Annotated in this window: 28 protein-coding genes; 6 read left to right on the top strand and 22 right to left on the bottom strand. The window is 60.9% G+C overall.

The genetic code is table 11. The annotated features are described in order from the left end of the window. Positions 1–25: 25 nt before the first annotated feature. The 10 genes from ftsH to ybgC all read right to left on the bottom strand — a co-directional run bounded on the left by ftsH (position 26) and on the right by ybgC (position 10,366). Entirely contained in the window at positions 26–1,969 is a 1,944-nt protein-coding gene (gene ftsH / locus ACIQWP_RS05720) for an ATP-dependent zinc metalloprotease FtsH (protein ID WP_402783349.1), read from the bottom strand. Between the two features lie 116 nt (positions 1,970–2,085). Next, a complete protein-coding gene (tilS, locus tag ACIQWP_RS05715) occupies positions 2,086–3,411 on the bottom strand; it encodes a tRNA lysidine(34) synthetase TilS (protein WP_402783347.1) in 1,326 nt (441 codons plus the stop codon). Between the two features lie 5 nt (positions 3,412–3,416). After that, on the bottom strand, positions 3,417–4,448 hold the full coding sequence (gene ybgF, locus ACIQWP_RS05710; RefSeq protein WP_402783345.1) for a tol-pal system protein YbgF: 1,032 nt from the start codon (positions 4,446–4,448) through the stop codon (positions 3,417–3,419). A gap of 158 nt (positions 4,449–4,606) precedes the next feature. After that, a complete protein-coding gene (gene pal, locus ACIQWP_RS05705; RefSeq protein WP_402783343.1) occupies positions 4,607–5,140 on the bottom strand; it encodes a peptidoglycan-associated lipoprotein Pal in 534 nt (177 codons plus the stop codon). Positions 5,141–5,295: 155 nt separating this feature from the next. Further along, positions 5,296–6,621, bottom strand: coding sequence for a Tol-Pal system beta propeller repeat protein TolB (tolB, locus tag ACIQWP_RS05700; protein WP_402783341.1), 1,326 nt, complete (start codon positions 6,619–6,621; stop codon positions 5,296–5,298). Further along, on the bottom strand, positions 6,621–7,043 hold the full coding sequence (locus ACIQWP_RS05695; RefSeq protein ID WP_402783339.1) for a cell envelope integrity protein TolA: 423 nt from the start codon (positions 7,041–7,043) through the stop codon (positions 6,621–6,623). Before ACIQWP_RS05695 ends, tolB begins: the two co-directional genes overlap by 1 nt. Before the next feature lie 8 nt (positions 7,044–7,051). Further along, positions 7,052–8,275 carry a hypothetical protein gene (locus ACIQWP_RS05690; RefSeq protein ID WP_402783337.1) on the bottom strand — a complete coding sequence of 408 codons (1,224 nt, stop codon included), beginning with the start codon at positions 8,273–8,275 and terminating at the stop codon, positions 7,052–7,054. Between the two features lie 9 nt (positions 8,276–8,284). Then, a complete protein-coding gene (gene tolR / locus ACIQWP_RS05685; RefSeq protein WP_402783335.1) occupies positions 8,285–8,746 on the bottom strand; it encodes a protein TolR in 462 nt (153 codons plus the stop codon). Between the two features lie 26 nt (positions 8,747–8,772). Continuing rightward, a complete protein-coding gene (tolQ, locus tag ACIQWP_RS05680) occupies positions 8,773–9,495 on the bottom strand; it encodes a protein TolQ (RefSeq protein ID WP_112343405.1) in 723 nt (240 codons plus the stop codon). A 415-nt stretch (positions 9,496–9,910) separates the two neighbouring features. Then, entirely contained in the window at positions 9,911–10,366 is a 456-nt protein-coding gene (gene ybgC / locus ACIQWP_RS05675; protein ID WP_402783332.1) for a tol-pal system-associated acyl-CoA thioesterase, read from the bottom strand. A 136-nt stretch (positions 10,367–10,502) separates the two neighbouring features. On the opposite strand from ybgC, the gene ACIQWP_RS05670 reads away from it, so the two are divergent. From ACIQWP_RS05670 to ACIQWP_RS05660, 3 genes are read left to right on the top strand one after another with little or no spacing between them, the layout of a single operon-like run. Continuing rightward, the gene (locus tag ACIQWP_RS05670; protein WP_402783330.1) at positions 10,503–11,723 is read left to right on the top strand and encodes an NAD-dependent epimerase/dehydratase family protein; all 1,221 of its coding nucleotides are present in this window, start codon (positions 10,503–10,505) and stop codon (positions 11,721–11,723) included. Between the two features lie 14 nt (positions 11,724–11,737). Continuing rightward, entirely contained in the window at positions 11,738–12,586 is an 849-nt protein-coding gene (locus ACIQWP_RS05665) for a glycosyltransferase (protein ID WP_402783328.1), read from the top strand. Beyond that, complete coding sequence (locus tag ACIQWP_RS05660; RefSeq protein ID WP_402783326.1) at positions 12,583–13,536, top strand: NAD-dependent epimerase/dehydratase family protein; 954 nt, start codon at positions 12,583–12,585, stop codon at positions 13,534–13,536. The genes ACIQWP_RS05665 and ACIQWP_RS05660 overlap by 4 nt, the downstream gene beginning before the upstream one ends. On the opposite strand, the gene ACIQWP_RS05655 is transcribed toward ACIQWP_RS05660, so the two are convergent. From ACIQWP_RS05655 to ruvC, 8 genes are all read right to left on the bottom strand, one after another. Next, positions 13,481–14,044 carry a DinB family protein gene (locus tag ACIQWP_RS05655; protein ID WP_402783324.1) on the bottom strand — a complete coding sequence of 188 codons (564 nt, stop codon included), beginning with the start codon at positions 14,042–14,044 and terminating at the stop codon, positions 13,481–13,483. The genes ACIQWP_RS05660 and ACIQWP_RS05655 overlap by 56 nt on opposite strands. A gap of 9 nt (positions 14,045–14,053) precedes the next feature. Beyond that, a complete protein-coding gene (locus ACIQWP_RS05650) occupies positions 14,054–14,566 on the bottom strand; it encodes an NUDIX hydrolase (RefSeq protein WP_402783322.1) in 513 nt (170 codons plus the stop codon). Between the two features lie 5 nt (positions 14,567–14,571). Continuing rightward, on the bottom strand, positions 14,572–15,474 hold the full coding sequence (locus tag ACIQWP_RS05645; protein WP_402783320.1) for a metallophosphoesterase: 903 nt from the start codon (positions 15,472–15,474) through the stop codon (positions 14,572–14,574). After that, positions 15,475–16,515, bottom strand: a complete 1,041-nt coding sequence (ruvB, locus tag ACIQWP_RS05640; protein WP_402783318.1) for a Holliday junction branch migration DNA helicase RuvB — start codon at positions 16,513–16,515, stop codon at positions 15,475–15,477. Positions 16,516–16,668: 153 nt separating this feature from the next. Continuing rightward, entirely contained in the window at positions 16,669–17,283 is a 615-nt protein-coding gene (gene ruvA / locus ACIQWP_RS05635) for a Holliday junction branch migration protein RuvA (protein ID WP_402783316.1), read from the bottom strand. 12 nt (positions 17,284–17,295) lie between these two features. Next, entirely contained in the window at positions 17,296–17,709 is a 414-nt protein-coding gene (locus ACIQWP_RS05630; protein ID WP_402783314.1) for a type II toxin-antitoxin system VapC family toxin, read from the bottom strand. A gap of 2 nt (positions 17,710–17,711) precedes the next feature. Beyond that, a complete protein-coding gene (locus ACIQWP_RS05625; RefSeq protein WP_402783312.1) occupies positions 17,712–17,963 on the bottom strand; it encodes an AbrB/MazE/SpoVT family DNA-binding domain-containing protein in 252 nt (83 codons plus the stop codon). Positions 17,964–18,023: 60 nt separating this feature from the next. Beyond that, the gene (gene ruvC, locus ACIQWP_RS05620) at positions 18,024–18,536 is read right to left on the bottom strand and encodes a crossover junction endodeoxyribonuclease RuvC (protein WP_402783310.1); all 513 of its coding nucleotides are present in this window, start codon (positions 18,534–18,536) and stop codon (positions 18,024–18,026) included. 191 nt (positions 18,537–18,727) lie between these two features. Between ruvC and ACIQWP_RS05615 the strand changes: the two genes are divergently transcribed. Next, positions 18,728–19,726, top strand: coding sequence for an LLM class flavin-dependent oxidoreductase (locus ACIQWP_RS05615; RefSeq protein WP_402784351.1), 999 nt, complete (start codon positions 18,728–18,730; stop codon positions 19,724–19,726). A 65-nt stretch (positions 19,727–19,791) separates the two neighbouring features. Here ACIQWP_RS05615 and ACIQWP_RS05610 read toward each other — a convergent pair whose 3' ends face one another. The 3 genes from ACIQWP_RS05610 to ACIQWP_RS05600 form a co-directional block, all read right to left on the bottom strand. Beyond that, complete coding sequence (locus ACIQWP_RS05610) at positions 19,792–20,229, bottom strand: DoxX family protein (RefSeq protein ID WP_402783308.1); 438 nt, start codon at positions 20,227–20,229, stop codon at positions 19,792–19,794. Positions 20,230–20,325: 96 nt separating this feature from the next. After that, complete coding sequence (locus tag ACIQWP_RS05605) at positions 20,326–20,787, bottom strand: tetratricopeptide repeat protein (protein ID WP_402783306.1); 462 nt, start codon at positions 20,785–20,787, stop codon at positions 20,326–20,328. 24 nt (positions 20,788–20,811) lie between these two features. Next, positions 20,812–21,786, bottom strand: a complete 975-nt coding sequence (locus ACIQWP_RS05600; protein WP_402783304.1) for an MBL fold metallo-hydrolase — start codon at positions 21,784–21,786, stop codon at positions 20,812–20,814. A gap of 343 nt (positions 21,787–22,129) precedes the next feature. On the opposite strand from ACIQWP_RS05600, the gene ACIQWP_RS05595 reads away from it, so the two are divergent. Both ACIQWP_RS05595 and ACIQWP_RS05590 read left to right on the top strand, forming a co-directional pair. Next, positions 22,130–22,885 (top strand): sigma-70 family RNA polymerase sigma factor, encoded by a 756-nt coding sequence (locus ACIQWP_RS05595; protein ID WP_402784348.1) that lies wholly within the window; start codon positions 22,130–22,132, stop codon positions 22,883–22,885. Continuing rightward, complete coding sequence (locus ACIQWP_RS05590) at positions 22,882–23,685, top strand: anti-sigma factor family protein (RefSeq protein WP_402783302.1); 804 nt, start codon at positions 22,882–22,884, stop codon at positions 23,683–23,685. Before ACIQWP_RS05595 ends, ACIQWP_RS05590 begins: the two co-directional genes overlap by 4 nt. A gap of 119 nt (positions 23,686–23,804) precedes the next feature. Here ACIQWP_RS05590 and ACIQWP_RS05585 read toward each other — a convergent pair whose 3' ends face one another. Continuing rightward, positions 23,805–24,551 carry a YebC/PmpR family DNA-binding transcriptional regulator gene (locus ACIQWP_RS05585; protein WP_402783300.1) on the bottom strand — a complete coding sequence of 249 codons (747 nt, stop codon included), beginning with the start codon at positions 24,549–24,551 and terminating at the stop codon, positions 23,805–23,807. Positions 24,552–24,603 lie beyond the last annotated feature (52 nt).

Genomic DNA, 24,603 nt, shown 5'->3' with positions numbered 1-24,603 from the left:
ATAAGCTTTGAACGCCTTCGCGCTTTTAGCGCGGCTGCGGTTCGAAGCCGCTTTCGGGCTCTTCACCCTTGGCGCCGAGCGAACCGTCCTTCTTCGCGCCGGTCTTCGGCACGGCCGAACCACGGCTCGGAGGCGTGTCGTCACCGAGATCGCGAGCCGGCTTTTCGCCGCGAAGGAGAGCCTTGATCTCGTCGCCGGTCAGCGTCTCGTATTCCAGCAAGCCTTCGGCGATCGCCACGAAGCCATCGTGATGCTCCGTAAGAATATCCTTGGCCTGCCTATACGCCTGGTCGATCAGACGGCGGACTTCCGTGTCGATCGTCTGCGCCGTCGCCTCGGACACGTTCTTCGACTGCGAAACCGAGTGGCCGAGGAATACTTCCTGCTGGTTCTCGCCGTAGGCAACCTGACCAAGCTGATCGGAGAAGCCCCATTGCGTGACCATGGCGCGGGCAAGCTTGGTGGCCTGCTCGATATCCGAGGATGCGCCTGATGTGATGTTTTCCTTGCCGAACGTCAGCTCTTCGGCAACGCGGCCACCCATCATGATGCAGAGGCGCGACACCATCCACATATAGCTCATGGAGTAACGGTCACCCTCCGGCAACTGCATGACCATGCCGAGCGCACGGCCGCGCGGAATGATCGTCGCCTTGTGCAACGGATCGGCAACGGCAACCTTGAGCGCCGTGATCGCATGACCGGCTTCGTGATAGGCGGTGAGCTTCTTTTCCGCTTCGGTCATGGCCGAAGAGCGGCGCTCGGCGCCCATCATGATCTTGTCCTTGGCGTCTTCGAATTCCTGCATGGTCACCAGACGCTTGTTGCGGCGTGCGGCCATGAGGGCGGCTTCGTTGACGAGGTTCATCAGATCGGCACCGGAGAACCCGGGCGTACCGCGTGCGAGCGTCTTCAGATCGACATTCGGTGCCAGCGGCACGTTGCGGGCATGAACTTTCAGGATACGCTCGCGGCCGACGATATCCGGGTTCGGCACGACGACCTGGCGGTCGAAGCGGCCCGGACGCAGCAGCGCAGGGTCGAGAACGTCGGGACGGTTGGTGGCGGCAATGAGGATGATGCCTTCATTGGCCTCGAAGCCGTCCATCTCGACCAGCAACTGGTTGAGCGTCTGTTCGCGTTCGTCGTTACCGCCGCCGAGACCGGCGCCACGATGGCGGCCGACGGCGTCGATTTCGTCGATGAAGATGATGCAGGGCGCGTTCTTCTTGGCCTGCTCGAACATGTCGCGGACGCGGCTTGCACCCACGCCGACGAACATTTCAACGAAGTCGGAACCGGAAATGGTGAAGAACGGCACATTGGCTTCGCCGGCGATGGCGCGTGCCAGAAGCGTCTTACCCGTACCCGGAGGACCGACGAGCAGAACGCCGCGCGGGATGCGACCGCCGAGGCGCTGGAACTTCTGCGGGTCGCGCAGGAATTCCACAATCTCTTCCAGATCCTGTTTGGCCTCGTCGACGCCTGCGACGTCATCGAAGGTGACGCGGCCATGCGCTTCCGTCAAAAGCTTCGCCTTCGACTTGCCAAAGCCCATGGCGCCGCGCGAGCCACCCTGCATCTGCCGCATGAAGAACAGCCAGACGCCGAGGATCAGGAGCATCGGCAGCAGCGTGCCGAGATAGCTCAGGAAGCTCGAGGAACCATCCGATTCCGGACGGGCGACGATGTTGACGTTTTTGGTCTGCAGGCGTTCAAGCAGGCTGTCATCAATGACCGGAGCATAGGTCTGGAAGGGAGTGCCGTTTTCGACATAGCTGCCGACGACACGATTGCCCGTGACGGTCACGTCACGAACGCGGCCGGAATCAACTTCCCGGAGGAACTGCGAATACGGTATTTCCCTGGAGCCTGTTTGTGCCGGCGCGTTCTGAAACATGCTGAACAGGGCAATCAGCAACAAGGCTATGATTGCCCACAGAGCGAAATTACGAAAATTAGGGTTCATCGAACTCCCCAGCACTGAAACTTCCGCCGCTTGAGCGACGGCATTACTTGATCCCTAACATAGGGTTGCGCCAAGCCGTTGCCAAGGCAAACCGCATCGGTGCATGTTTTTTCCGTCTATAGGGCCGAAAGCGGCAGCCGCCTATAGGCTTCACGGCCGAAAGCAACAGATAGGCGATCCGCAAATGTGAGGTCGAATCGTGTCAAAAAGCGGTCGAAGGGCGCAAGATAAGGCAGAAGCGCAACCGCTGCCGCCCCCGAGCTCCCCGCCGGCGCAATCGATGGCATCGCCGCCCGGGCGCGCTGCACCACGCCTTTCGGCAGATTCGCCGGAAAAATCGTCGCATTTTCCGCTCCGCTGGCGCTGACGACGACCGGCGCCGAGCCAGAATTGGCTATCTCAAAGCGGCCATCCCAGTTGCCCTTTTCGCCGGGCGAGACCGAAACAGCGACGATATTGCGGCATTCTCGCATCAGGTAAAGCGCGTCGCGGCGCAGGTCGAAGACCACTCCGCCGGCCGTACGCCGACCGGATTTCGCCCCGTTCACAAATTCGAGAACACGCTCCATCTGCACGCGCGCCGGCCCGTAAGTCCTGCCGCCGAAGGCGGCGGAAAGATAAGACAGGGCATAGGCAACGACCGCTTCATCCGCCGAAAGACCGGATCGGTCGATGATGCAGAGCGCACTCGCATGGATCGCGACATGATCGTCAAACCATGCGGCCGCCCGCCTGGAAAGCGCGGCACGATCGGCTCCGCCATCTGCCGGCGGTTCGGCCACGGGCTGCCTTGCAAGGTCCATGCGGGTGCGCACCCGCTCGTATTTCACATCCTCGTTGCTCGGGTCGTCGAGCCAGGGTACGCCATGCGTCTTGAGATAGGCCCTGATATCCTCCCGCTGGCAGGCGAGAAACGGCCTCATGATCCAGATGCGTCTGTCAAACAACACCGCGTCGGCAATACCTGTGCCGTAAGCGCCTTGCGCACGGCGCGCGGCGCGCATGACCATCGTCTCGCGCTGATCGTCGAGCGTATGGGCGGTCACGATCACATCGGCGGAAATGTCGAAGGCCAGGCCCGCAAGCAGCGCATAGCGCGCCTCGCGCGCCGCCGCCATGATGCCGGTCTCAGGCTTTTCGCCCTCCCAGCGGCGGACAAAATGAGAAATCCCGCGCGCGGCGCAGAGTGCGGCAACCTCCAGCGCTTCGTCCGCAGCTGCGGCGCGCAATCCGTGGTCGACGGTCGCGGCGGTCAGGGTAATATTTTCGTGAGGATAGGATTTCAGCCGCTCGGCAAGGGCAATCAGCAGCCCGGTGGAATCGCTGCCGCCCGAAACGGCGACGAGAATGTGAGCAGGCTTCGCTAGAGAGTGCAGAAATTCGCTTGCTGCGGCTTCAGGCGTGAGGGCTGTGGCCCCGCCGGTCACAGCGTCAATGGGCATGGCAATCAGCAGGCAAGCCGCTTCTCTTCGCTGGCGACCTTGCTGGTCACGGCCTTGGAAGCCTTCGGGTAGCGCTTGGTCACCTCGCGAAGCGTAGCGCAGGCCGTATCCTTGTTGTCGAGTGCCGCAAGCGACATGCCGAGCTTCAGCAGCATTTCGGGGGCCTTTTCGGAACCGCTATATTTCTGATGCGCGTTCAGGAAGGTCTTGGCGGCCTCGTTGTACTTGCCCTGCGAATAAAGGGCTTCGCCGAGCCAGAAATTCGCATCCGAGGCCCGCGAGCTGCTCGGATAGCTGTCGAGATACTGACGGAACTCCTGCTCGGCGACACTATAGTCGCCGGACAGGACGTGGCCGTATGCGGCCCTGTATTGGTCGTTCTCGCTGCCGAGCGAAGCCGTCTGCGAGCCCGAGCTGGAGCCTCCAGCGCTCGGTGGCGCACCCGAACCGTTGTTTGTCCCGGTCATCGAGGAGCCAACCTGGTCGCCGCTCTGGTCGAACTGGATCGAACCGAGCTCGCTCGGCGCCTTGCCCGAGCCATTGTCGCGCGACGAGGCCACGTTGCCATTCTGCGAGCCGGAGATGACGCCGGCGACATCGTCCTGCTGGCCACCGCCGCCCTGCGAGGGGACATCGGCCTCGCTCTTCTTCATCGTGCCGCCCGCACCCGCGGCCGGCGCAGGTGCGCCGCCACCACGCTTTTCGAGCTGCTGGAAGCGGAATTCATTGTCTTCCTGCGCCTTGCGAATCGTCTCCTGCATCTGCAGAAGTTGATAGCTCATTTCCTCGACGCGGCCGTTCAGCTGGCGCATCTGGTCCTCGAGCTGCTGCAGGCGTACTTCGGCATCGCTGTTTTGAACGTTGATGACCGGTGCCTGGCCGTATTGCGCTTGTCTTTGGGAATTGCCGGAAGCCGACTGCGCGGAAGCATCCCGGCCTCCGAGATGGATTCCAAACAACGACAAGGCAGAAGCATCGCGCTCGCTACCGATGACGGCAGCGAGACAAAGCATGCTCGCCATGACAAGTTTTCTCATATGGATCTTCCTGTCCTATTGATTCTTCGGGCCTGAGGGCTCGAACAGGAGATTTTTACAATTGCTCTCAAAAAGCAACGGAGTTCGGCCAAAGTGTGGTCAAAAAAGTAAAGGCGGCCACGAGGCCGCCTTTTGCATTTTGATTGGTCTTTCGACGATCAGGAACCAGCGCCGTTCAGCACGGTGACGGCACGGCGGTTCTGCGACCAGCAGGAGATGTCGTCGCAGGTCGCAACCGGACGTTCCTTGCCGTAGGAGATCGTCTTCATGCGCTTGGCCGGAACGCCGCGCGAAGCGAGATAATCCTTGGCGGCAGAGGCGCGACGCGCGCCGAGAGCCAGGTTGTATTCGCGGGTGCCGCGCTCGTCGGCATGGCCTTCGACGGTGATGGCGTAGTTCGGATAGCGAGCGAGCCACTGCGCCTGACGGTCAAGCGTCTGGGCGGCGTCGGCGCGGATGGACGTGCTATCCGTATCGAAGAAGATGCGGTCGCCGACATTGACCGTGAAGTCCTGCGGCGAGCCCGGAGTAGCATTGCCGGCACCGTTCAGGCCAAGACCGTTGGCATCGTTCGGCAGACCCTTCTTGGAGGCGCAGCCGGCCAGCGAAAGGCCGACGAAAAGCGCGATCATGATCGGGTTGCGGGCGAGGTTCTGCATGTGGCCAACGGCCGGGGTTGCGATGCGGCTCATGGCCGGGTCTCTCCTTAGTCTCTCTATCAGGGTTGCCAGACTGTAACCGGGTTCGGTTAATCGGATTCCAACGAATATGGTTAATGATGTCCTAAAATTGTCCCGAAACGGTTCCCTCACAGGACTTTGCGGCGATAACGTGGCAGGCCTTTTCACTACTCGAGAAGCGGCGACCACGCCGGGTCCGAAGCGAAGCCCGGAGTCGGGATTTTCTGCTCGTTATAGCCTGTGAGATCGATGGAGTAGAGCTGCGGGCCGCCGGCGCCGGCCGGCTGGCGGAAGAACATGATGACACGGCCGTTCGGCGCCCAGGTCGGGCCTTCATTGTGGAAGCCGGTGGTCAGCAGGCGCTCGCCCGAACCGTCCGTCTTCATCACGCCGATGGAGAAGCTGCCGCCGGACTGCTTGGTGAAGGCGATGAGATCGCCGCGCGGCGACCAGACCGGCGTGGAATAGGAGCCGTCGCCGAAGGAAATGCGGCGCTGGTTGGAACCGTCCGCGCCCATCACGTAGATCTGCGGCTTGCCGCCGCGGTCGCTTTCGAAGGCGATCTGCGAGCCGTCGGGCGAATAGGACGGCGAGGTGTCGATCGCGGCCGTCGACGTCAGGCGCGTCGTGGTGCGCGAGCGCAGGTCCATCGTATAGATATTGGCGTTGCCCTCCTGCTGCAGGCTCATGATGACGCGCTGGCCATCCGGCGAGAAGCGCGGCGAGAAGGTCATGCCGGGGAAATTGCCGACCAGTTCGCGCTGGCCCGTCTGCAGCTGCAGCAGATAGACGCGCGGCTGCTGGTTGGCAAACGACATGTAGGTCACTTCCTGGCGGCTCGGCGAGAAGCGCGGCGTCAGCACGAGGTCGCTGCCGTCGGTCAGCATGCGCACATTGGCGCCGTCCTGATCCATGATGCCGAGCTGCGTCTTGCGAGCCGTCTTCGGGCCGCTTTCCGAGACGAAGACGACGCGCGTGTCGAAATAACCCTTTTCACCGGTGATCTTCTGGTAGATCGCGTCGGCAATGATGTGAGCGACACGGCGCCAGTTGTCCGGCTGGGCATAGAACTGCTGGCCGATCATCTGGCTGTTGCCGAACGTATCCCAGAGGCGGAACTCGGCGCGAAGGCGGCCGCCTTCCTGCGTCACGCGGCCGGTCATCAGCGCCTGCGCGTTGATCGACGTCCAGTCCTGGAAGCGCGGCGTCGAATCCGGATTGGTGATCTTCTCGATGAAGGCCTGCTTGTTGATCGGAGCGAACAGTCCGGAGCGCTGCAGGTCGGCGGCGATCACGCCCGAGATCTGCTGGCCGAGCGTATCATTCGACAAAAGGTCGGTGATGGCGATCGGCATGGGCTGAACGTTGCCCTTGTTGATGTTGAGCTCGACCACGGCGTAGGCCGGGGTGGACAGCACTGCCATCAGGCCTGCCAGCACCAGCAGGAGACGGACGAAGGGTTTTCTGATCATATGTATCAAGCCTTTCAGCATTAATGCCCGAAGTCGTCCGAGTTGAAGCTAATGGCTACTTCTTTCCAGACGTCATACTTATCCATTGGCAGGTTTTTGAACGGAGCCGACCGGAGCACGGCTCGCAGCGCACTTGCCGCCACAGCTTTTTGGGTGTTTTCGGGGCCGCCAGTCATGGTCACCTTTGGCTCGCCAATTATCTTTCCAGTGCGATCAAGCTCAAACCGGATCTGGACGCGGACATCTTTTAGGCCCGTCATGTCGGCAGGTGGAAGCCAGTTCGCCGTGACGCTGTTGTGAATGTTTTCCATGGTAGAATGACGAAGGCGATCCTCGTTGGCGGCAGTTGCCGGCGGCGCCCACACGGAAGCTGCCGACATGATCGCGAAAGCCGTCATCAACGACAGGCCGATGCGAGGACAGTGGTTTGCCGAAAGCCGCACTCCTCGCATCACATCCCCATATCCGCTGCGCTGAAATTCACGACGACTTCCTGCCAGTCCTCGTACTTATCCGCCGGAAGAATCTTCAGATACTCCGATTGCGCCCTCAAGACAGCGCGCACGGCGGCGCCCTGCATCGCAGCCTGCGTCGACGACGGTCCGCCGCTCGTGCTCGCTTCAGGCTCGCCAACGATCTGCCCCGACTTGTCGAGCCTGAAGTGCACCTTGACGCGCACGTCACCGGCACCTTCAAGTCCAGGAGTCAGATTCCAGTACTTCTGGATCAAATCGCGCAAGCCATCCTGCTGGCTCTGGCTAAGCTTGCCGGCGCCAAGCGATTTCATGCCGCCGCGCGTGTTGACCTGCGTATCCGCACCTGCCGAAGCCTGCTGTGACGACCGCTTCGCACCGCCCTTTGACGATGTGTTGTTGAGAACGTTGGCGATCTCATCGGCAAGACCGTCGTCCAAGCCCTTGTTGGAGGCCTTGGCCGTCTCGCGCTTCTTGTCAGCATCCTTCTTGCCGTCGTCGGCAGAGGTGTTCTTGCTGGTGCTCTGGGTGGTTGTCTTGTCGGTCGGCTTGGCGTCGGCCACCTTCACGTCCGGCTTCGGAGCAGGCTTGACCTCGGGCTTCTGCTCGGCGGCTTTCGGCGGCGTCGGCTGCGGCTTGATATCCGGTACGGGAACATTGTTCGGGACCGGGATTTCGGCCTGCTCCTGGGTTGGCGGTGGCGTTGGCGTCGCATCGACCTTCGGAGTCGGCGGCGCAGGGTCGGTCTTCGGCGTCGGAGCAGGAGTCACTTCCGGCTTTTGCTGCGGGATGGCGGCCACTTCCTTCGGCGCAGCCTCGGTGTCCTTCTGCTCGATCGTCTTGACGTCGTTCGGCCGCGGATCATTTTGCGGAACGGGCGCATCCACCTTCTTCGGCGCCAGTGCCGCCGTGTCGCTCTCCGGCCGTTTGGTCGGCACGACCGGGTTCTTGATATCGACGTTGTTTTCGCCAACATTCTGAGCGTTGGCGACCTGATCCTGCTTCGTGGTCTGCTTGCGCGAGACGTGATCCGTCACCGGCGCCTTCTTCTCACCCTGCTGGAGCTGGTCCGCCTGCACGATATCGACATCCATTGCCGTGCTTTCCGGCGTCTCCAGCGGCGCCGGCGCACTCAGTGTCACCATGGCGCCGACCAGCACCAAGATATGAATGACAGCAGATGTAGCAATACTGCGCTTCATGTCGGTTCGTCAGTGATCCGTTGTCTGCTGCTGCGTAACCAGGCCGATATTCTTGTAACCGGCTTCCTGAATGCGTGACATGACGTCGGCGATGACGCCGTAAGGCGCTTTCGCATCGCCCTTGACGAAGATGCGTTCACTGTAGCCAGTCGTGGCGATCGCCTTCAGCTTGTCCGAGATTTCGGTAGCCTGGATTTGCGATTCCCCGATGAACACCTGGCCATCGGCCTTGATCGAGATCGTGATCGGCTGGGTCTGGGCGTTCAGTGCGCCGGCCTGCGTCTGCGGCAGGTCGATCGGCACGCCCGAGGTCATCATCGGCGCCGCCACCATGAAGATGATGAGCAAAACGAGCATGACGTCGACCAGCGGCGTCACGTTAATCTCGGAAATCGGGCCGCTTCGGCTTCCGCCGCGACGCCCGCCACGGCGGCCACCGCCGCCACCATTGCCTCCAACAGACATTCCCATGTGAATACTCCGGTTCTGTCCGCGACTTACTGAGCAGCCTGGCGCGGCTGCAGCTTCTCATCGATCTGGCGCGAAAGAATGGCGGAGAATTCGTCCGCGAAACCTTCCATGCGTCCCGAGAGCTTGCCGGCGTCGCCAGAGAACTTGTTGTAGGCGATAACGGCCGGAATAGCGGCGACCAGACCGATGGCGGTTGCCAGCAGCGCTTCGGCGATACCGGGCGCAACAACCGCAAGGTTGGTCGACTTCGAACCGGCGATCGCCTGGAACGAGGTCATGATACCGACGACCGTACCGAAAAGACCGATGAACGGACCGGCCGAGCCGATGGTCGCGAGCGATCCGAGACGGGCGGTCAGATGTTCCGATTCGCGGGCCAGTGTGACATCCATGGCGCGGTCGATACGCATCTGCAGGCCGATCGGCGAACGGGCGCCGCGCTCGAACGACTTCTTCCATTCCCGCATCGCTGCGACGAAGATCGCGCTCAAACCTGTGTTATTGCGCTCCGAAAGCGTCCGGTAAAGCTCTTCGAGCGACTGGCCAGACCAGAAGACCTGCTCGAAATGATCGAACTGACGGCGCGCTCGCGCGTAGCTCAGATATTTGTCGATGACGATTGCCCACGTCCACACGGATGCGGCCAGAAGGCCGATCATGACGAGCTTGACGACCAAGCCCGCCTGCATGAATAGCGACCAGAGGGTGATGTCCGGTGTGGTGGCCGCTGCCAATGCTACTTGTTCCATTGATCCAAAATCCCCGAATCCAAACGCCCGGCGCTAGACCGGGCGGCTAAAAGTGATCTCACAAGAATTGTTTGGCAGCCGCCGCTGAACGCCCTGGTCAAGCCTTCCAAGCTTACAACTGCCTTCTTGCCGTCAAATTTGGTCAAAGGAAGGCGTGCATCGCACAAACTCCGACAGAACCAGTAAGACACTATTATGGTTAAAAGAATGTTAGCGTCGAAACATGAAGGATTTAACGGCGGCGAAGGTTATTCTAGCTCCAGGGAAGAACTGACCGGACGAAACCGGCGGCTAACGCAGACAAAGCTTGCGCGGCGAATTCCTTCACATAAAACTCAAGTTTTGGCAAGCGCCGACGGATAATTGGTTATATCTTTGCAAGTCGCCGCTTCTCGCGAGCCGTTGAAATGCCGTGCTAGACGACGGATTCGGATGCGGCGAGCATCTGCGCGGCGAGCTTTTCGGGCAAGCGGCGCGGTCGCCCCTTCGCGTTGATCACGGCGATGATGACCTTGGCGGCGATCAGCAAAGTATCGTCGCGGCGTATCTCCTGGGACAGCACCATCTTGGCGCCGCCGGCCTTTTCCGTCACCGTTCGGATCGTCAGCACGTCATCCATGCGCGCCGGCCCCTTGAAGTCGATCTCCATGCGATGAACGACAAAAACCAGCCCTTCTTCGTCGGCATTCAGCAGTTCGCGCTGTTCCACTCCGAGACAGCGCAGATAGTCCGTGCGGCCACGCTCGAGGAAATGCAGGTAGCGCGCGTGATAGACGAGGCCGGAAAAATCCGTATCCTCGTAATAGACTCGCTGCACCAGCCGGTGGCTTCCGGCTTCCAGTTCCCCAGCTATCAGAAAGGGGCTGTTCATCGTTGCCGCATCTCCTTGAGTGTCCGGCATCTCTTTGGCCGAACTTCCGCCATCAAGCAAGCTTTCAACAATTGTCATAGAGTCCGACTATCCGGGATGGTGCCGGCTAGCGGATCGGCGCAGAAGGAAAATTCTCATGAAAATAGCGGTTATGGGCGGCGACGGATTCATCGGCTGGCCAACCTCGCTCCATCTCTCCGACGCCGGTCATGAGGTCCATATCCTCGACAATCTCTCTCGCCGCTGGATCGATACGGAATTGGGCGTCCAGTCGCTGACGCCGATGGACTCGATCCAGGAGCGCACCCGTATCTGGCACGCAGAAACCGGCCGCCGCATCCACTTCAACCTCATCGATCTCGCCAAGGACTATGAGCTCCTGAAAAAGTGGCTGGCCGAGCATCGCCCCGATGCGATCGTGCATTTCGCCGAGCAGCGCGCAGCCCCCTATTCGATGAAGAGCGACCGCCACAAGAACTACACGGTCAACAACAACGTCAACGCAACGCACAATCTCCTGAACGCGCTGGTCGAGCTCAATCTCGACGCGCATCTCGTGCATCTCGGCACCATGGGCGTCTACGGCTATTCGACAATCGGCGCCGCCATTCCCGAAGGCTATCTGCCCGTCGGCATCGAGACAGCCGATGGCCGCACCGTCAGCCAGGAGATCCTCTATCCGGCCAATCCCGGCTCGATCTACCATATGACGAAATGCCTCGATCAGCTGCTTTTCCAGTTCTATGCCAAGAACGATGGCCTCCGGATCACCGACCTGCACCAGGGCATCGTCTGGGGCACGCATACCGAGCAGACGCGCCGGCACACGCAGCTTATCAACCGTTTCGACTACGACGGCGACTATGGCACGGTGCTCAACCGCTTCCTCATCCAGGCGGCGATCGGCTATCCCCTCACCGTGCACGGCACCGGCGGCCAGACGCGCGCCTTCATCCATATTCAGGATTCCGTGCGCTGCATCGAGCTGGCGCTGAAGAACCCGCCGGCCCGCGGCGCCCGCGTCGAAATCTTCAACCAGATGACGGAAACCCATCGCGTGCGCGATCTCGCCGAGATGATCGCCAAGATGAGCGGCGCTGAAGTCGTCCGCCTGCCCAACCCGCGCAAGGAAGCCCCCGAGAACGAACTGATCGTCAAGAACGACAAGTTCCTCGATCTCGGGCTGGCGCCGATCACGCTGGAGGCCGGCCTTCTCGGCGAAATCGTCGATGTCGCCAAGAAATACGCCTACCGCGTCGATCGTTCGCGCGTTCCGGCCGTTTCCGCCTGGACCAAGGATATCGCCGCGACGGTCAACCACGATCCAGAAGGCAAGAGGTTGAAATCCGTGTCATGATGCTGGGAAGCGAAATGCTGCAAGGTTTGCGCCCGCAAACCCGCCCCCGCTCCGGCCAGGCATTCGTGACGCTCGTCACGAATGCCGACTATGCCATGGGTGCCGTGGCGCTGGCACGCTCGATCGTTCGCAGCGGCACCAAGGCGGATATCGTCGTGCTGTATACGGAAGGGGTCGGCGAAGACGACGTCGCCCGGCTCACGGCACTCGACTGCCGGCTGATCGAAGTCGAACATCTGCCTCTGTCCGACGCTTTCAACGAGCGGCATGCCCGCGGCAATCTTCATGCCGCCGCTCCGTTTGCAAAGGGGCGCAAGCCTTCCTTCCACACGCCGCTCGACAATTTCTGCAAGCTGCGGCTCTGGCAGCTGATCGAATATGACACCTGCGTCTTCATCGACGCGGACGCGCTGGTGCTGAAAAATGTCGACCGGCTCTTCGACTACCCGGAATTTTCCGCCGCGCCGAACGTCTACGAAAGCCTTGCCGATTTTCACCGGCTGAACTCGGGCGTCTTCGTCGCCAAGCCGTCGCTTGCGACCTTTCAGCAGATGCTGGAGCACCTCGACCGTCCCGACGTCTTCTGGCGCCGCACCGATCAGACCTTCCTCGAGGCATTCTTCCCGGATTGGCACGGACTGCCAATCTTCATGAACATGCTGCAATATGTCTGGTTCAGCATGCCAGAGCTCTGGGACTGGAACAGCGTCTCGATCCTGCACTACCAATACGAGAAGCCATGGGAGAAAAATCATCCCAAAGCCGAGCAACTGGGGCCATTGATCGACCTCTGGCACAACTTCCATACCGGCCGAAACATGCCCGATATCGCTACGCTCGCAAATCCCAGAGCCGCGGCATGAAAGTCCTCATTTCAGGCGGAACGGGCCTCGTCGGTCGATACATAGCCGAAGAGCTGCTGTCGGCCGGATACAAGGTTGCAATCGGCGGGCGCAATCCGCCGCCATCGGGCCACTTTTCGCAGCCCGTCACCTTTGTGCCCTTGAGCCTCGACCCTGCAGAAAATCAGAGCTGCACCTTCGACGACGCCTATTTCTTCGTGCATGCGGCCTTCAGCCATGTCACCGGCAAATATCGCGGTGGCGAAGGCGAAGATCCGGAAGGCTTTCGCCGGCTCAATCTGGACGGCACGGTCAAGCTGTTCGAGACCGCCAGAAAGGCCGGCATCCGGCGCTGCATCTTCCTGTCTTCCCGCGCCGTCTACGGCGATGGGATTGCCGGAGAACAACTGACCGAGGCGACCAGGCCGATGCCGAATACGCTGTATGGCCAAGTGAAGCGCGACGCCGAACACGCGCTGTTCTCCCTCTCCGCTCCCGGCTTCGCGACCGCGAGCCTCAGAGCGACGGGCGTCTATGGCGACCTGCGGCCCAATAAATGGGATGGGCTGTTCGACGACTACCTCAAGGGCAAGCCGGTTCCGTCCCGCGCCGGCACCGAAGTCCACGGCCGCGATCTCGGCCGCGCGGTTCGCCTTTTGCTGGAAACGGAAACAGGCCGCATCGACGGCGAGGCCTTCAATCTGTCCGACATTCTGGCCGATACGCACGAAATCCTGAGCCATCTCCAGAGCGCAACGGACTGTCCGCACGGGCTGCCTGTACCCGCGCCTCATGACCTGGTCCGTGCCATGGATGCGTCGAAGATCAGCGCGCTCGGATGGCAGGGCGGCGGCAAGACCTTGCTCCGGCAAACGATAGAGACACTGGCAAAGTCGGCCCCGGGCCATACCGGCGTCAGCGCATCAGTTTCATCTCGTCCCAATCAAGTGCAGCCAATTCCTGGCCTCTGAAGCGCGCATCGTCGGAAACGACGAATTCGTCGAGCTGCGGCGGCGCAACACTGGTTCCGGAAAGCATCGCATGCACCTGGCCTCGATGATGGGTCTGGTGCTGGAACAGATGGTTCAGCACGTCGTCAGCCCGCTCCCGCTGGATGCGGCCGCTGCGGTGAATATCAACGATCCGCATGGCTGCCTCCGGCGTCAGGCGTTCGCAGAAAGCGACGAGCCGGCGATCCACCTCCGCCTGCTCCCGGCTCAATTCGTCCAGGCGATCATACGGCTCGTCGACTTCGAAAGCTTTCAGGCCCAGAGTGCCGCCTTCCAGTGCATCGACATAGAACCAGTCGACGGTCAGGATATGATTGAGGGTCGCCTTGATCGATGGAAAGAAGCTGATACGCCTCGCTTCGAATTCACCGGGTTTCAATGCGGCACAAGCCCGATGCAGCCGGACATTCGCCAAAGCGTTGTTGTAGGCAAGCTTGCGAAAGCTGCGAACGGGATCAAAATCGGACATGGAACCTCCTCATTGAGCCCCGTCGAGATCGCCGTCGCGCCAGACGAGGTGGCGCGGCGTTACGGGCAGGTTCTCGATTTCCTCGGCAATGAAATAGGGCGGGATATCGAGCGCAACCAGCGCCTGGCGCGTGGCGCGTACCCATTTGAATTCCAGATTGTCATCGCCATCCTGGATGCGATGCACGATTTCGTCCGGCGAGAACGGGAAGCTGCGCGGTAGGTCCATCAGATAATAGAGACCAAGTTCATGCCAGTCGCGCTGCTCGTAACGAAAGAAATTCTCCACCGACCAGAGGAGGCGCCCGACCGTCACGTCGACGCCCAGTTCCTCGACCATTTCCCGCCGCAGGGTTTCCTCCGACGTCTCGCCGATCTCCGCACGTCCGCCAGGAAAGGTCCAGAATGTCTCGTGCTCGGCCCGGTGGACAAGCACATGCCCGTCACGAAAACCAAGGCCCGCCACCCGCATCTGGAATCGCGAGCGGCCGGCATTCAATCTGATGAGCTTTCGTTTCGACACGATCTTCATCCCACATCGACCACGACGATTTCAGGCGGAACACCGAAGCGAACCGGGGCAATGGAGCAGCCGAGACCACCGGAAACGATGATATGACGGTCTTCTTCCACGATGTGGCCGTAGACATACCTGTCGCCATACCGCGACGGCGAATAGGGCGACCAGCCGAAAATCCTGACCTGCCCGCCATGCGTATGTCCGGACAGCGTGAGCGACACCCGCTGCGGAACGGTCGGGAAAATATCCGGCTCATGTGCAAGAAGGATGACGGGCGCATCATCCGTAATCTGCGCCAGCGTACCACCGAGATCGTCGAGCCCCTTCGTGAAGGGTCTTTTCCACCGCATGCTCCGGCGCAGAGCAAGCTGATCCTCGACACCGGCAAGCCAGAACCCCTGCCCGTCCTTTTCCAGCCGCGCGGAGCGATTGGAATAGACCTCAATGCCGACGCCAGCCAGGGCCCTGTGGCTGAAAGTGGGACCATGCCCGCTTCTCTGAGCGGCCGCATCGTGCCACCAGTCGTGATTGCCAATGATGGCATGAACACCCAAGGGCGCCTTCAGCTTTGCCAGTTCCGATGCCCATATACGATGATCGACGCGGGCGGTGATCAGATCTGTCCCAGACGTGTAATCGCCGAGCAGAACGATGATGTCGCCGCCGAGTTCATTGGCGTGAGCGCAGATCGAGGCAATGCGCTCGCGGTTCATCCACGGTTCGCAGGCATGGAAATCGGCAAGCGCCACGATCCTGAGCTTCAGCCCCGGTGTCCATCGAGGTGGCGTCAGGGCATATCGGGTCACATTGAGGCGGATGACGGGTTCATATCCGAGGGCATATCCCCCGAGTGCCATCAAACCGAATACGCTGCCGCCGAAAAGCTTTAAGAAGGCACGACGGCCGAGCATTCATTCGTCTCCCTGGAACAACCGGAACTGCGCGGCCTCCAGATCCTTGGGCGGCTGCAGGCCCAAATGTTTCCAGGCAATCGCTGTCAGGACGCGACCGCGGGGCGTACGCTGAATGAAACCCTGCTGGATCATGTAGGGCTCGATGATGTCCTCGATCGCGTCGCGCGGCTCGGAAAGACCAGCGGCAATCGTCTCGATACCCACGGGGCCGCCACCAAAATTGACCGCGATCATGTTGAGATAGCGCTTGTCGAGCTGATCGAAGCCGACATTGTCGACCAGAAGTCGCGTCAGAGCCTCGTCGGCGATCTCACGCGTCACCGCCTCGACCTTGGCCACTTCGGCGAAATCGCGCACGCGCCGCAGCAGGCGGCCGGCGATGCGCGGCGTTCCCCGAGCGCGGCGTGCAATCTCGCGCGCGCCTTCATCCGTCATGCCGAGGCCCATCAGCCTGGCGCCGCGCCGGACGATCAGTTCGAGCTCTTCAACGGTATAAAAGCTCAGCCGGACCGGGATGCCGAAACGATCGCGCAGCGGCGTCGTCAACAGCCCGAGACGCGTCGTCGCGGCAACCAGCGTGAACTTGGCGAGATCGATCTTCACCGAGCGTGCGGCCGGGCCCTCGCCGATGATGAGATCGAGCTGGAAATCCTCCATGGCGGGATAGAGGATTTCCTCCACGGCCGGGTTGAGGCGATGGATCTCATCGATGAAGAGCACGTCGCGCTCCTCGAGATTGGTGAGGAGTGCGGCAAGATCGCCCGCCTTGGCGATGACCGGACCGGAGGTCGAGCGGAAATTGACGCCGAGTTCCTTTGCCATGATCTGCGCCAGCGTCGTCTTGCCGAGACCCGGCGGACCGACGAACAGCACATGGTCCAGCGCCTCGCCGCGCCCCTTGGCCGCCTCGATGAAGATCTTCAGATTGGCGCGCGCCTCTGCCTGGCCGGTGAATTCGTCCAGCGATTGCGGTCTGAGCGTCACATCGATGTCTTCGCCACGTTTTTCCGGCGATATCAGACGTGCGGCTTCACTCATGTCAGCGGTTCCATTCCAGATATGCGTTTCCCTGCTCCCGCACAGAAAGCGGCATCGAATCTGCCGCGTTCAAAATATTCCCTCACGCAGGCGCGTCGCAAGTCGATCTCCCGACTTTGAGACAATAGTAAGGAATGCCGAAGGTGCAAAGCCTCACCGCGCCAGTTCCTTCAAGCCGAACCGGATCAACTTGGCACTGTCGGCGCCCTCGCCGGCCAGTTTCATCGCCGCTGCGACGGCGTTGGCGGCCTGATCGCGCGAATAGCCGAGATTGGTGAGTGCCGAAACGGCATCGGCGACGGGTGCCGCGGCGACCCCTTCGCCCAGCTCCTGCTTCAAGCCGATATTGGCCACATCGCCGGCAAAGGCTGGAGCCTTGTTCTTCAGCTCGGTCATGATGCGCATCGCGACCTTCGGGCCGACGCCCGGCGCGCGGGAAACGGCGGCACGATCCTGCAACGCGATCGCATTGGCAAGCTCTGCCGGCGTCAAGGTCGACAACAGCGCAAGCGCCACCTTGGCACCGACACCCTGCACGGTCTGAAGGATGTTGAACCACTCCCGCTCCAATACCGTGGTGAAGCCGAAGAGCCGGATCTGATCCTCGCGCACATAGGTCTCGATGAAGAGAATGCAGGCCTCGCCGACGGAGCCGAGTTTGGACAATGCGCGGGCCGAACAATAGGCGACGTAGCAGACACCGTGCACATCCACGAGCACATAGTCCTCGCCGATCTCTTCGATTGTGCCTTTCAGCTTGCCGATCATGAGTTGTGTCCGTCAGGGATGGGTTTCGGGGGTGATGAGGTCGAGCGAAGGAAAGTAGGAACGGTAGCCTTTGGGGTCCCGCGTCAATATGGAATAGCCGCGCACCGCAGCGTGCGCGCCAATCAGAAAATCAGGAAGAATGCGCTCTCTACCGCCGCCAGCCTGACGATAAATCCTGAAAGCAGCCGCCGCAGCGAATGCTGCTGACCAGGGCAGGCTTTCACGGCGAAACTCGCTTTGCGGCAGCAGCTCATCCACTTGATCCATACTGCCGTAACGCACCGAGAATTCCGCATAGATTATGGGGTTGATAACAACTGCTCCTCGCTTGAACGCGGAAAGAACCTGTCCGCTGGACCAACCATGCCAAGCTGAACCAGATATCGCCAGATCAACCAACACATTCGTGTCGACGATGGTGACCATACTTACCGGTCACGCGTCATCGACATCAGCGCTTCGGCGTCTATATCCTGATCGCCGGTGCCTTCCAGGCGCTTGAGCGTAGCCATGAGCCGATCGAGGCGCTGTCGATCCTCGATTTCCCGCTTGCCATTCTTGGGCGAGACAACCAGTTTTCCATCCTCGACGGAAAATATGACTTCACTGTTGAGCTCTATGCCGGCCAACTCACGCAAGTCACGAGGAATGGTCACCTGCCCTTTGGATGTCACCCGCATTCTTACTCTCCGATCTTGCAGTAAGAATTATCATTACCACAAGAACAAGTCAAGAACAACCTACCCGGCCAGCGCTGCCTGCCGCAGCCGGCTGGCGCCTCGGTTGTGGGCGTGACAAATGGCGATGGCGAGCGCATCGGCCGCGTCATTGCCCTTGAATTCAACCTTGGGCATCAGGATCTTCAGCATCATGTGAATCTGCTGCTTTTCGCCGTGGCCGACGCCGATGACGGCTTTCTTGACTGCGTTCGGCGCATATTCCGACACCGGCAGACCAGCGCGCGCCGGCACCAGCATGACGACGCCGCGCGCCTGGCCGAGCTTGAGCGTCGCCACCGCATCTTTGTTGACGAAGGTCTGCTCGACGGCGGCCTCATCCGGTTGATAGCTGTGGACGATCTCCGCAAGCCCGTCGTGCAGCTGGCAAAGGCGGGATGCGAGATCCATGTCACCGTCCGAGGTCACGGTTCCCGACGCCACGAAGCGCAGCGAGTTTCCGAGCGTGTCGATGATGCCCCATCCGGTGCGGCGCAGGCCTGGGTCGATGCCGATGATGCGAATCGTATTCTGCATAGGTCAACCTATCTTTCAGGCCTGACATGTGCCAGCAAAATGTGAACAAAACAAAAACAAGACACAGATTGCCACGGCTGCAGTCGCGCTGAAAACATCGTGACGAAATTGCGGCGGCAGGGTTTGGAATGAGCGGGCAACGCTCCTACATGTGGAAGCAACCCTCCCTTCCACCACGCAGGTTTCTTGCCATGGTTCCCTTTTCCATCCTCGATCTTTCGCCCGTTGCCGAAGGCAGCACCATTAGCCAGTCCTTCGACAGTTCGAAGCGCATGGCGCAGAAGGCGGAAGAGCTGGGCTACAACAGGTTCTGGCTCGCCGAACATCACGGCATGCCTGGGATCGCCAGCGCCGCGACGTCAGTCGTCATCGGCCATGTCGGCGCCGCAACCTCGCGCATCCGCATCGGCTCTGGCGGCGTCATGCTGCCGAACCATTCGCCGCTGGTCATTGCCGAACAGTTCGGCACGCTGGAAGCCCTGTTTCCCGGCCGCGTCGATCTCGGCCTTGGCCGCGCCCCCGGCACCGACATGCGCACGGCGCAGGCCCTGCGCCGCAATATCGATGCCGGCGCGCAGAGCTTCCCTCAGGATATCGTCGAACTACAGCATCTCTTCAGCCCGGCCGACGAGGGACAGATCATCCTCGCCGTCCCCGGCCATGGCTCCAGCATACCCATCTGGCTGCTCGGCTCCAGCCTCTACAGCGCGCATCTCGCCGCCATGCTCGGCCTGCCCTATGCCTTCGCCTCGCATTTTGCACCGGAAGCCCTGATGGATGCCATCGCCATATACCGCGACCGCTTCACCCCTTCGGCCACACTCGACAAGCCCTATGTGATGGTCGGCGTCATGGGTGCTGTGGCGGATACGGACGAGGAGGCACGATATCACTTCACCTCCGCACAACAGCAATTCGTCAATCTGCGCCGCAACGTGCGCGGCCCCTTCCCGCGCCCGCGCAACGACATGGACGATTTTTGGACGCCGATGGAAAAGCTGAATGTGGAAAATACGCTGCGCTACGCCGTGGTCGGCTCTCCCGCCACGGCAGAGGCAAAGCTTTCGCGATTCATCAAGGACACCGAAGCCGATGAGGTCATCATTTCGATGCCGGTTCACGACATAGAGGCACGTTTGAAGTCGGTGGAACTCTTCGCAACGCTTCCAAGCTTCAAGAAAGTGTCCTGACGTTTGCAGGCGGGCAATCCGGTGAGCCGATCTTGTAAGCGCGGCTCACCTCACGATCGACGGGCTCAAGCGGCGAGCCTCGTCTTCCAATGACGCCGGATGAGCATGTCGAGCGACAGCTTGCCGGCGCCGGCGACGATCAGGGCGAACATGCCGCCTGCGATCGCCAGATCCTTTTCGAAATGCAGCAGCTCGTTGTGGCTGGCGAAATTCGTGTGAAACAGCGTTGCCGTCAGCAGGCAGAACAGGCCGAGGCCGAAGGCCGCCAGTCGGGTCATCAGCCCGAACGCAATGGCAAGGCCGGCGCCAAGCTGCAGCACGATGGTTGCAATCGCGATGGGCGCTGAGACGCCGAGCCTGGCCATGGCCTCCAACACGCTGTCGAAATTGCTGGCAAGTTCGATGCCCTCTTCCAGAAAGAGCAGCGACAGCAATATGCGGCCGAACAGCAATGCCATATCGGTCATATTGACAAGAACGGCATTCTCCTCTTCGAATTCCATGACCTATCTCCTTCCCGTTAATATCCGCAGGCTATCCGGCGGCATCTCACCGACTTGATCGAATGGAAATACCGCCGGATCGGTTGAGGCCGGGCTCTAGTTGGTTCCCTTGGCGGCGATCGCCTTGGTCAGATCCTCAAGTTCCTCGCAGCCGGCCGGGCAAAGCTTGGTGAGTGTGGCGAGCTGCTCGCGAGCCTTGGGCATATCGCCGGTCTCGACATAGAGTTCGCCGAGATATTCGTGCGCGCCCTTGTGATCGGGCTGTAGCTCGAGGGCCTTGGTGTAGTAGGTGAGCGACGTCTTGAAGTCGCCGGTCTTGCGCAGAGTGAAGCCCATCAGGTTGTAGACGTCGGCCTGCTGGTGTTCTTCGGCAATATCCCGAAGCTCGGCAAGCGCGCCGGCATAGTCCTTCGCATCGATCTTGGCACGCACCGAGGTCAGATCAGGCGCATCGGTCGATTCCATATTGTCGACAGCAAAGGCGACGCCAGCCGTCGCGGCCGGCAGGATGGTGACGGCGCACAGGCCGGCGATCCCGAAAATGGCGTATTTGAACATGGTCATGCTCCTCTGTGTGGCCGCTCAGGCCTGAATGGTGGGGGTGAAACCGTATGAATTGCCGTCCTTGACGAAGGTACCCGAGCCCGGAAACGGGAAATGCGAGCCGCAGATCCTGATCTTGTCGGCAATGACGCGATCGATGAGCCTGCGGCGGGTGGCGACGGCCATCGGACCGTCCTGGTCGTAGGCGCCTTCCCATTCCGGATGGGGCGCCAGCAGCGCCGGCACGTACATGATGTCGGCCGAGACCATCAGCTGCTCGCTGCCGCCATCGATGAGGAAGACGGAATGGCCCGGCGTGTGGCCGTATGCAGCCAGCATATGGACGCCGGGCACCACTTCGGCATTATCCTCGACAAGCTTCCAGTTCTTCCACTTCGGGAAGACGGAAGCGATGCGCCGGCCGGCTTCCTTGCGTCCCTCAGCCAGCTTGTCGACGCGGCCGGGATCGGTCCACCAATTGTATTCGGTCGCATTGACGATCAGCTCGGCATTCGGGAATACGGCCGCATTCGTCCCCTTTTCCATCAAGCCCCAGACATGGTCCGGATGGAAATGCGAGATCATTATCGTATCGATCTTCTTGTAGTCGATGCCGGCGGCGGCCATGTTGGCGGGCAGATGCGTGGCGTTGGTCTGCCACTGCCCGACGCCGGAGCCAGCATCCATCATGATCTTGCGTCCGCCGATATCGAGAACGACGACGGTCAGCGGAATGGGCATGAAGTCGGTGGTCAGGCCGGCCTTGGAAAGCGCTTCCTTGGTGTCGTCGACGGAAGCGTTCTTGATGAAGGCCGGATCATGCGGCTTGCGCCAGATACCGTCATAAATGGCCGTCACCTCGATCGAGCCGACCTTGTATTTATAGAAGCCGACTGTCGGCTCCAGCGGCGTCGCGGCAAAGGCTTGCGGAATGAATTCGAGCTTCGACGACAGCCCGAAGGCTGCCGCGGCTGCGGCCGTGCCGAGAACGGCGCGGCGGGTCATATCAAACATCGCACTATCTCCTCATGGTTATGGCTTTTCGGGCCAGGCGGAGGTCGCGACTGATCACGGCCGTCCACTGAGGAAGAAGATCGATGGCGCTGGGCGCTTATTCCCCGACGCCTGAAGAATTCTCACAAGCCGTTGAGATATATGGTGTTATTTTTGCCGACATGGATTGAAGCGGTGGAGCCGCAGGCTCTAACATTCGGTATCTGCGATTTTTTACATCCGATCGGGAATAAAACCGGCGCGAGCGCGATCTAGCTTCTCAGGCAACATTGCAAGCGCCCTATCCGAAGCTTACAGTCGGCATCGGCGTTTTGCGGGGATCACGATGACAGACGCCCGAACGATGACTTCGATCACGCTTGGCGACCAGCTCCACACATGGACATGGAATTGGTCGCATACCACCGCGATACGCAGGCTCGCGCGGTTTCTGGCTTCCCTGCGCACCTTCGTTGCGCAGCCGAAAACGGCGTGTCACGCCGTCCTCACGGCGATGGCCGAACCGACAGCAACCGCCGAACCGCTGAAGCCCGCGATCTCGTCGCCCGACGAGACCATGCACCGCTTCCAGCGCACGATCATCCCGCATCTCGACGCCGCCTATAATTTCGCACGTTTCCTGAGCCGGGATGCCGATGCCGCTCAGGACATCGTCCAGGAGGCATATCTGCGCGCCTATCGAGGCTTCGGCGGCTTTCGCGACGGCGACGCCCGTGCCTGGACCTTCACCATCGTCCGCAACTGCTATCATGCCTGGCTGCAGGAAGGGCGGCGCAAGACGCGCTACGAACAGCCGATGACCGACGACAGAGATCGGGATGAAGGCTCGCCATCGCCCGATCCCGCCTCCGAAGAGGACACACCGGAAGTAGCCTTTATCCGCAAGTCGGAAATGCAGCGCGTGCGCGCGGTCATCAACTTGCTGCCAGATGCCATGCGCGAAGTTCTGGTTCTGCGTGAACTCGAGGACCTTTCCTACAAGGAGATCGCCGACATTATCGATGCGCCGATCGGCACTGTCATGTCGCGCCTTGCCCGCGCCCGCCGCGATTTCGGCGAGGCCTGGCGCAGCCTCGACGAGAAGGGAGCGGCGCGATGAGCGGCAAGGAGCACAATGATCACGGTGCATGGGCAGACCTGCTGCACGGCTTCATCGACGGAGAACTGGATGCAGCCAACGCGACACGTTTCGAAGCACATCTGGCGACCTGCCCGGAATGTGCCGGCGAAATGGAGAATGCTCTGATGGTCAAGCGTCTCTCCGCACGCGAAGGTGTCAAATGGCAAGCGCCGGATGCCGTCCATGCCCGCGTTCAGGCGGCACTTACACTGGAACAGGCTATGACGAGGCGCGCCACAGCTGCCACGATCCAAACGGAAAGCCCGTGGCGGCGCGTCTGGCGGTTCGTCCGTGAATGGAGCTTCGTGCCCTCGCTTGCCGTCCTTGCCGCAAGCCTCATGCTGGTGCTGAATGTGCCGCAGCAGGGCCAGACGATCGAGGACCAGCTCCTTGCCAGCCATGTGCGCTCGATGCTGGCCGATCACCTGACCGACGTGCTGACCTCCGACCAGCACACCGTCAAACCATGGTTCAACGGCAAGATCGATTTCTCGCCGCCCGTGGTCGATCTGACATCTCAGGGCTTCCCCTTGGTCGGCGGCCGGGTGGATTATCTCGACGGCCGGGTGGTGGCGGCACTGATCTATCGCCGGCACGGCCATGTCATCAATCTCTTCATCTGGCCGGGCGCCTCAGGCGCTCATGGCAATGCCGAGAAGGACGGCTACAATTTCGTCGAATGGCATGCCGATGGGCTGGTGTTCTGGGCCGTCTCCGATGTCGCCGCACCCGATCTTTCCGCCTTCCGCGACGATTTCACCCGCGCGACAAACCCATAGAGCAGTTCCAGGAAAAGTGCGCAGCGGTTTTCCGTCCGGAATTGCGCAGAGAAACAATGCTCTCAAGCAAAAAGCCGGCCGCATCGCTGCAGCCGGCTTTTCTGATTGATCTGTGCAGATCAGGCCGAGAGCTTGGCCAGCACTTCCTCGGAGACTTCGAAGTTCGAATAGACATTCTGAACGTCGTCGTCGTCTTCGAGGCTGTCGATGAGCTTCATCAGCGACTGGGCCTTTTCTTCGTCGACCGGCACGTTGTTCTGCGCGCGCCAGATCGCCTTGACCGTTTCGGCCTCGCCGAGCGTTGCTTCGAGGGCCTTGGCGACTTCACCGAGGGATTCGAAGGCGCAGATGATCCAATGACCTTCCTCGTCGCTCTCGACATCATCGGCACCGGCTTCGATTGCCGCTTCCATAACCTTGTCGGCGTCGCCGACGGTCGGCTTGTAGGTGATTTCGCCGACGTGATCGAAGGAGAAGGACACCGAACCGGTTTCGCCAAGCGCGCCGCCAGCCTTGGTGAAGATCGAACGGACGTTGGAAGCCGTGCGGTTGCGATTGTCGGTCAGCGCCTCGACGATGATCGCCGTCCCGCCGGGACCGTAGCCCTCGTAGCGGACCGCATCGTAATTCTCGGTGTCGGCTCCGGAGGCCTTCTTGATGGCGCGATCGATATTGTCCTTCGGCATCGACTGCGCCTTGGCGTTCTGGATGGCCAGACGCAGGCTCGCATTCATGGTCGGGTCGGGCAGGCCCGTCTTGGCGGCGACGGTGATTTCACGCGCCAGCTTCGAGAACATTTTCGAACGCACCGAGTCCTGACGACCCTTGCGGTGCATGATGTTTTTAAACTGTGAATGGCCAGCCATGGCACCCCTGTTCACGTCTTTTGTTGGGAATGGCGCCTTATAAGAGCGAAGC

Source organism: Rhizobium sp. NPDC090279 (assembly GCF_044769665.1).
In the GTDB taxonomy this organism is placed as follows: Bacteria; Pseudomonadota; Alphaproteobacteria; order Rhizobiales; family Rhizobiaceae; genus Rhizobium.
Note: the sequence above shows the minus strand (reverse complement) of the source record. Positions and strands in the feature narration are given on the sequence as shown.

Bases quoted from the DNA above. Each gene is read 5' to 3' on its own strand.
- ACIQWP_RS05625 (WP_402783312.1), bottom strand. From the start codon at position 17,963: ATGCGGGTGACATCCAAAGGGCAGGTGACCATTCCTCGTGACTTGCGT.
- ACIQWP_RS05655 (WP_402783324.1), bottom strand. From the start codon at position 14,044: ATGTCCGATTTTGATCCCGTTCGCAGCTTTCGCAAGCTTGCCTACAAC.
- ybgF (WP_402783345.1), bottom strand. From the start codon at position 4,448: ATGAGAAAACTTGTCATGGCGAGCATGCTTTGTCTCGCTGCCGTCATC.
- ACIQWP_RS05660 (WP_402783326.1), top strand. From the start codon at position 12,583: ATGAAAGTCCTCATTTCAGGCGGAACGGGCCTCGTCGGTCGATACATA.
- ACIQWP_RS05690 (WP_402783337.1), bottom strand. From the start codon at position 8,275: ATGAAGCGCAGTATTGCTACATCTGCTGTCATTCATATCTTGGTGCTG.
- ruvC (WP_402783310.1), bottom strand. From the start codon at position 18,536: ATGCAGAATACGATTCGCATCATCGGCATCGACCCAGGCCTGCGCCGC.
- tolR (WP_402783335.1), bottom strand. From the start codon at position 8,746: ATGGGAATGTCTGTTGGAGGCAATGGTGGCGGCGGTGGCCGCCGTGGC.
- tolB (WP_402783341.1), bottom strand. From the start codon at position 6,621: ATGCTGAAAGGCTTGATACATATGATCAGAAAACCCTTCGTCCGTCTC.
- pal (WP_402783343.1), bottom strand. From the start codon at position 5,140: ATGAGCCGCATCGCAACCCCGGCCGTTGGCCACATGCAGAACCTCGCC.
- ACIQWP_RS05630 (WP_402783314.1), bottom strand. From the start codon at position 17,709: ATGGTCACCATCGTCGACACGAATGTGTTGGTTGATCTGGCGATATCT.
- ACIQWP_RS05600 (WP_402783304.1), bottom strand. From the start codon at position 21,786: ATGTTTGATATGACCCGCCGCGCCGTTCTCGGCACGGCCGCAGCCGCG.
- tilS (WP_402783347.1), bottom strand. From the start codon at position 3,411: ATGCCCATTGACGCTGTGACCGGCGGGGCCACAGCCCTCACGCCTGAA.
- ACIQWP_RS05665 (WP_402783328.1), top strand. From the start codon at position 11,738: ATGCTGCAAGGTTTGCGCCCGCAAACCCGCCCCCGCTCCGGCCAGGCA.
- ACIQWP_RS05605 (WP_402783306.1), bottom strand. From the start codon at position 20,787: ATGTTCAAATACGCCATTTTCGGGATCGCCGGCCTGTGCGCCGTCACC.
- ruvB (WP_402783318.1), bottom strand. From the start codon at position 16,515: ATGAGTGAAGCCGCACGTCTGATATCGCCGGAAAAACGTGGCGAAGAC.
- ACIQWP_RS05595 (WP_402784348.1), top strand. From the start codon at position 22,130: ATGACTTCGATCACGCTTGGCGACCAGCTCCACACATGGACATGGAAT.
- ACIQWP_RS05610 (WP_402783308.1), bottom strand. From the start codon at position 20,229: ATGGAATTCGAAGAGGAGAATGCCGTTCTTGTCAATATGACCGATATG.
- ACIQWP_RS05670 (WP_402783330.1), top strand. From the start codon at position 10,503: ATGAAAATAGCGGTTATGGGCGGCGACGGATTCATCGGCTGGCCAACC.
- ybgC (WP_402783332.1), bottom strand. From the start codon at position 10,366: ATGAACAGCCCCTTTCTGATAGCTGGGGAACTGGAAGCCGGAAGCCAC.
- ACIQWP_RS05645 (WP_402783320.1), bottom strand. From the start codon at position 15,474: ATGCTCGGCCGTCGTGCCTTCTTAAAGCTTTTCGGCGGCAGCGTATTC.
- ACIQWP_RS05590 (WP_402783302.1), top strand. From the start codon at position 22,882: ATGAGCGGCAAGGAGCACAATGATCACGGTGCATGGGCAGACCTGCTG.
- ruvA (WP_402783316.1), bottom strand. From the start codon at position 17,283: ATGATCGGCAAGCTGAAAGGCACAATCGAAGAGATCGGCGAGGACTAT.
- ACIQWP_RS05585 (WP_402783300.1), bottom strand. From the start codon at position 24,551: ATGGCTGGCCATTCACAGTTTAAAAACATCATGCACCGCAAGGGTCGT.
- ftsH (WP_402783349.1), bottom strand. From the start codon at position 1,969: ATGAACCCTAATTTTCGTAATTTCGCTCTGTGGGCAATCATAGCCTTG.
- tolQ (WP_112343405.1), bottom strand. From the start codon at position 9,495: ATGGAACAAGTAGCATTGGCAGCGGCCACCACACCGGACATCACCCTC.
- ACIQWP_RS05615 (WP_402784351.1), top strand. From the start codon at position 18,728: ATGGTTCCCTTTTCCATCCTCGATCTTTCGCCCGTTGCCGAAGGCAGC.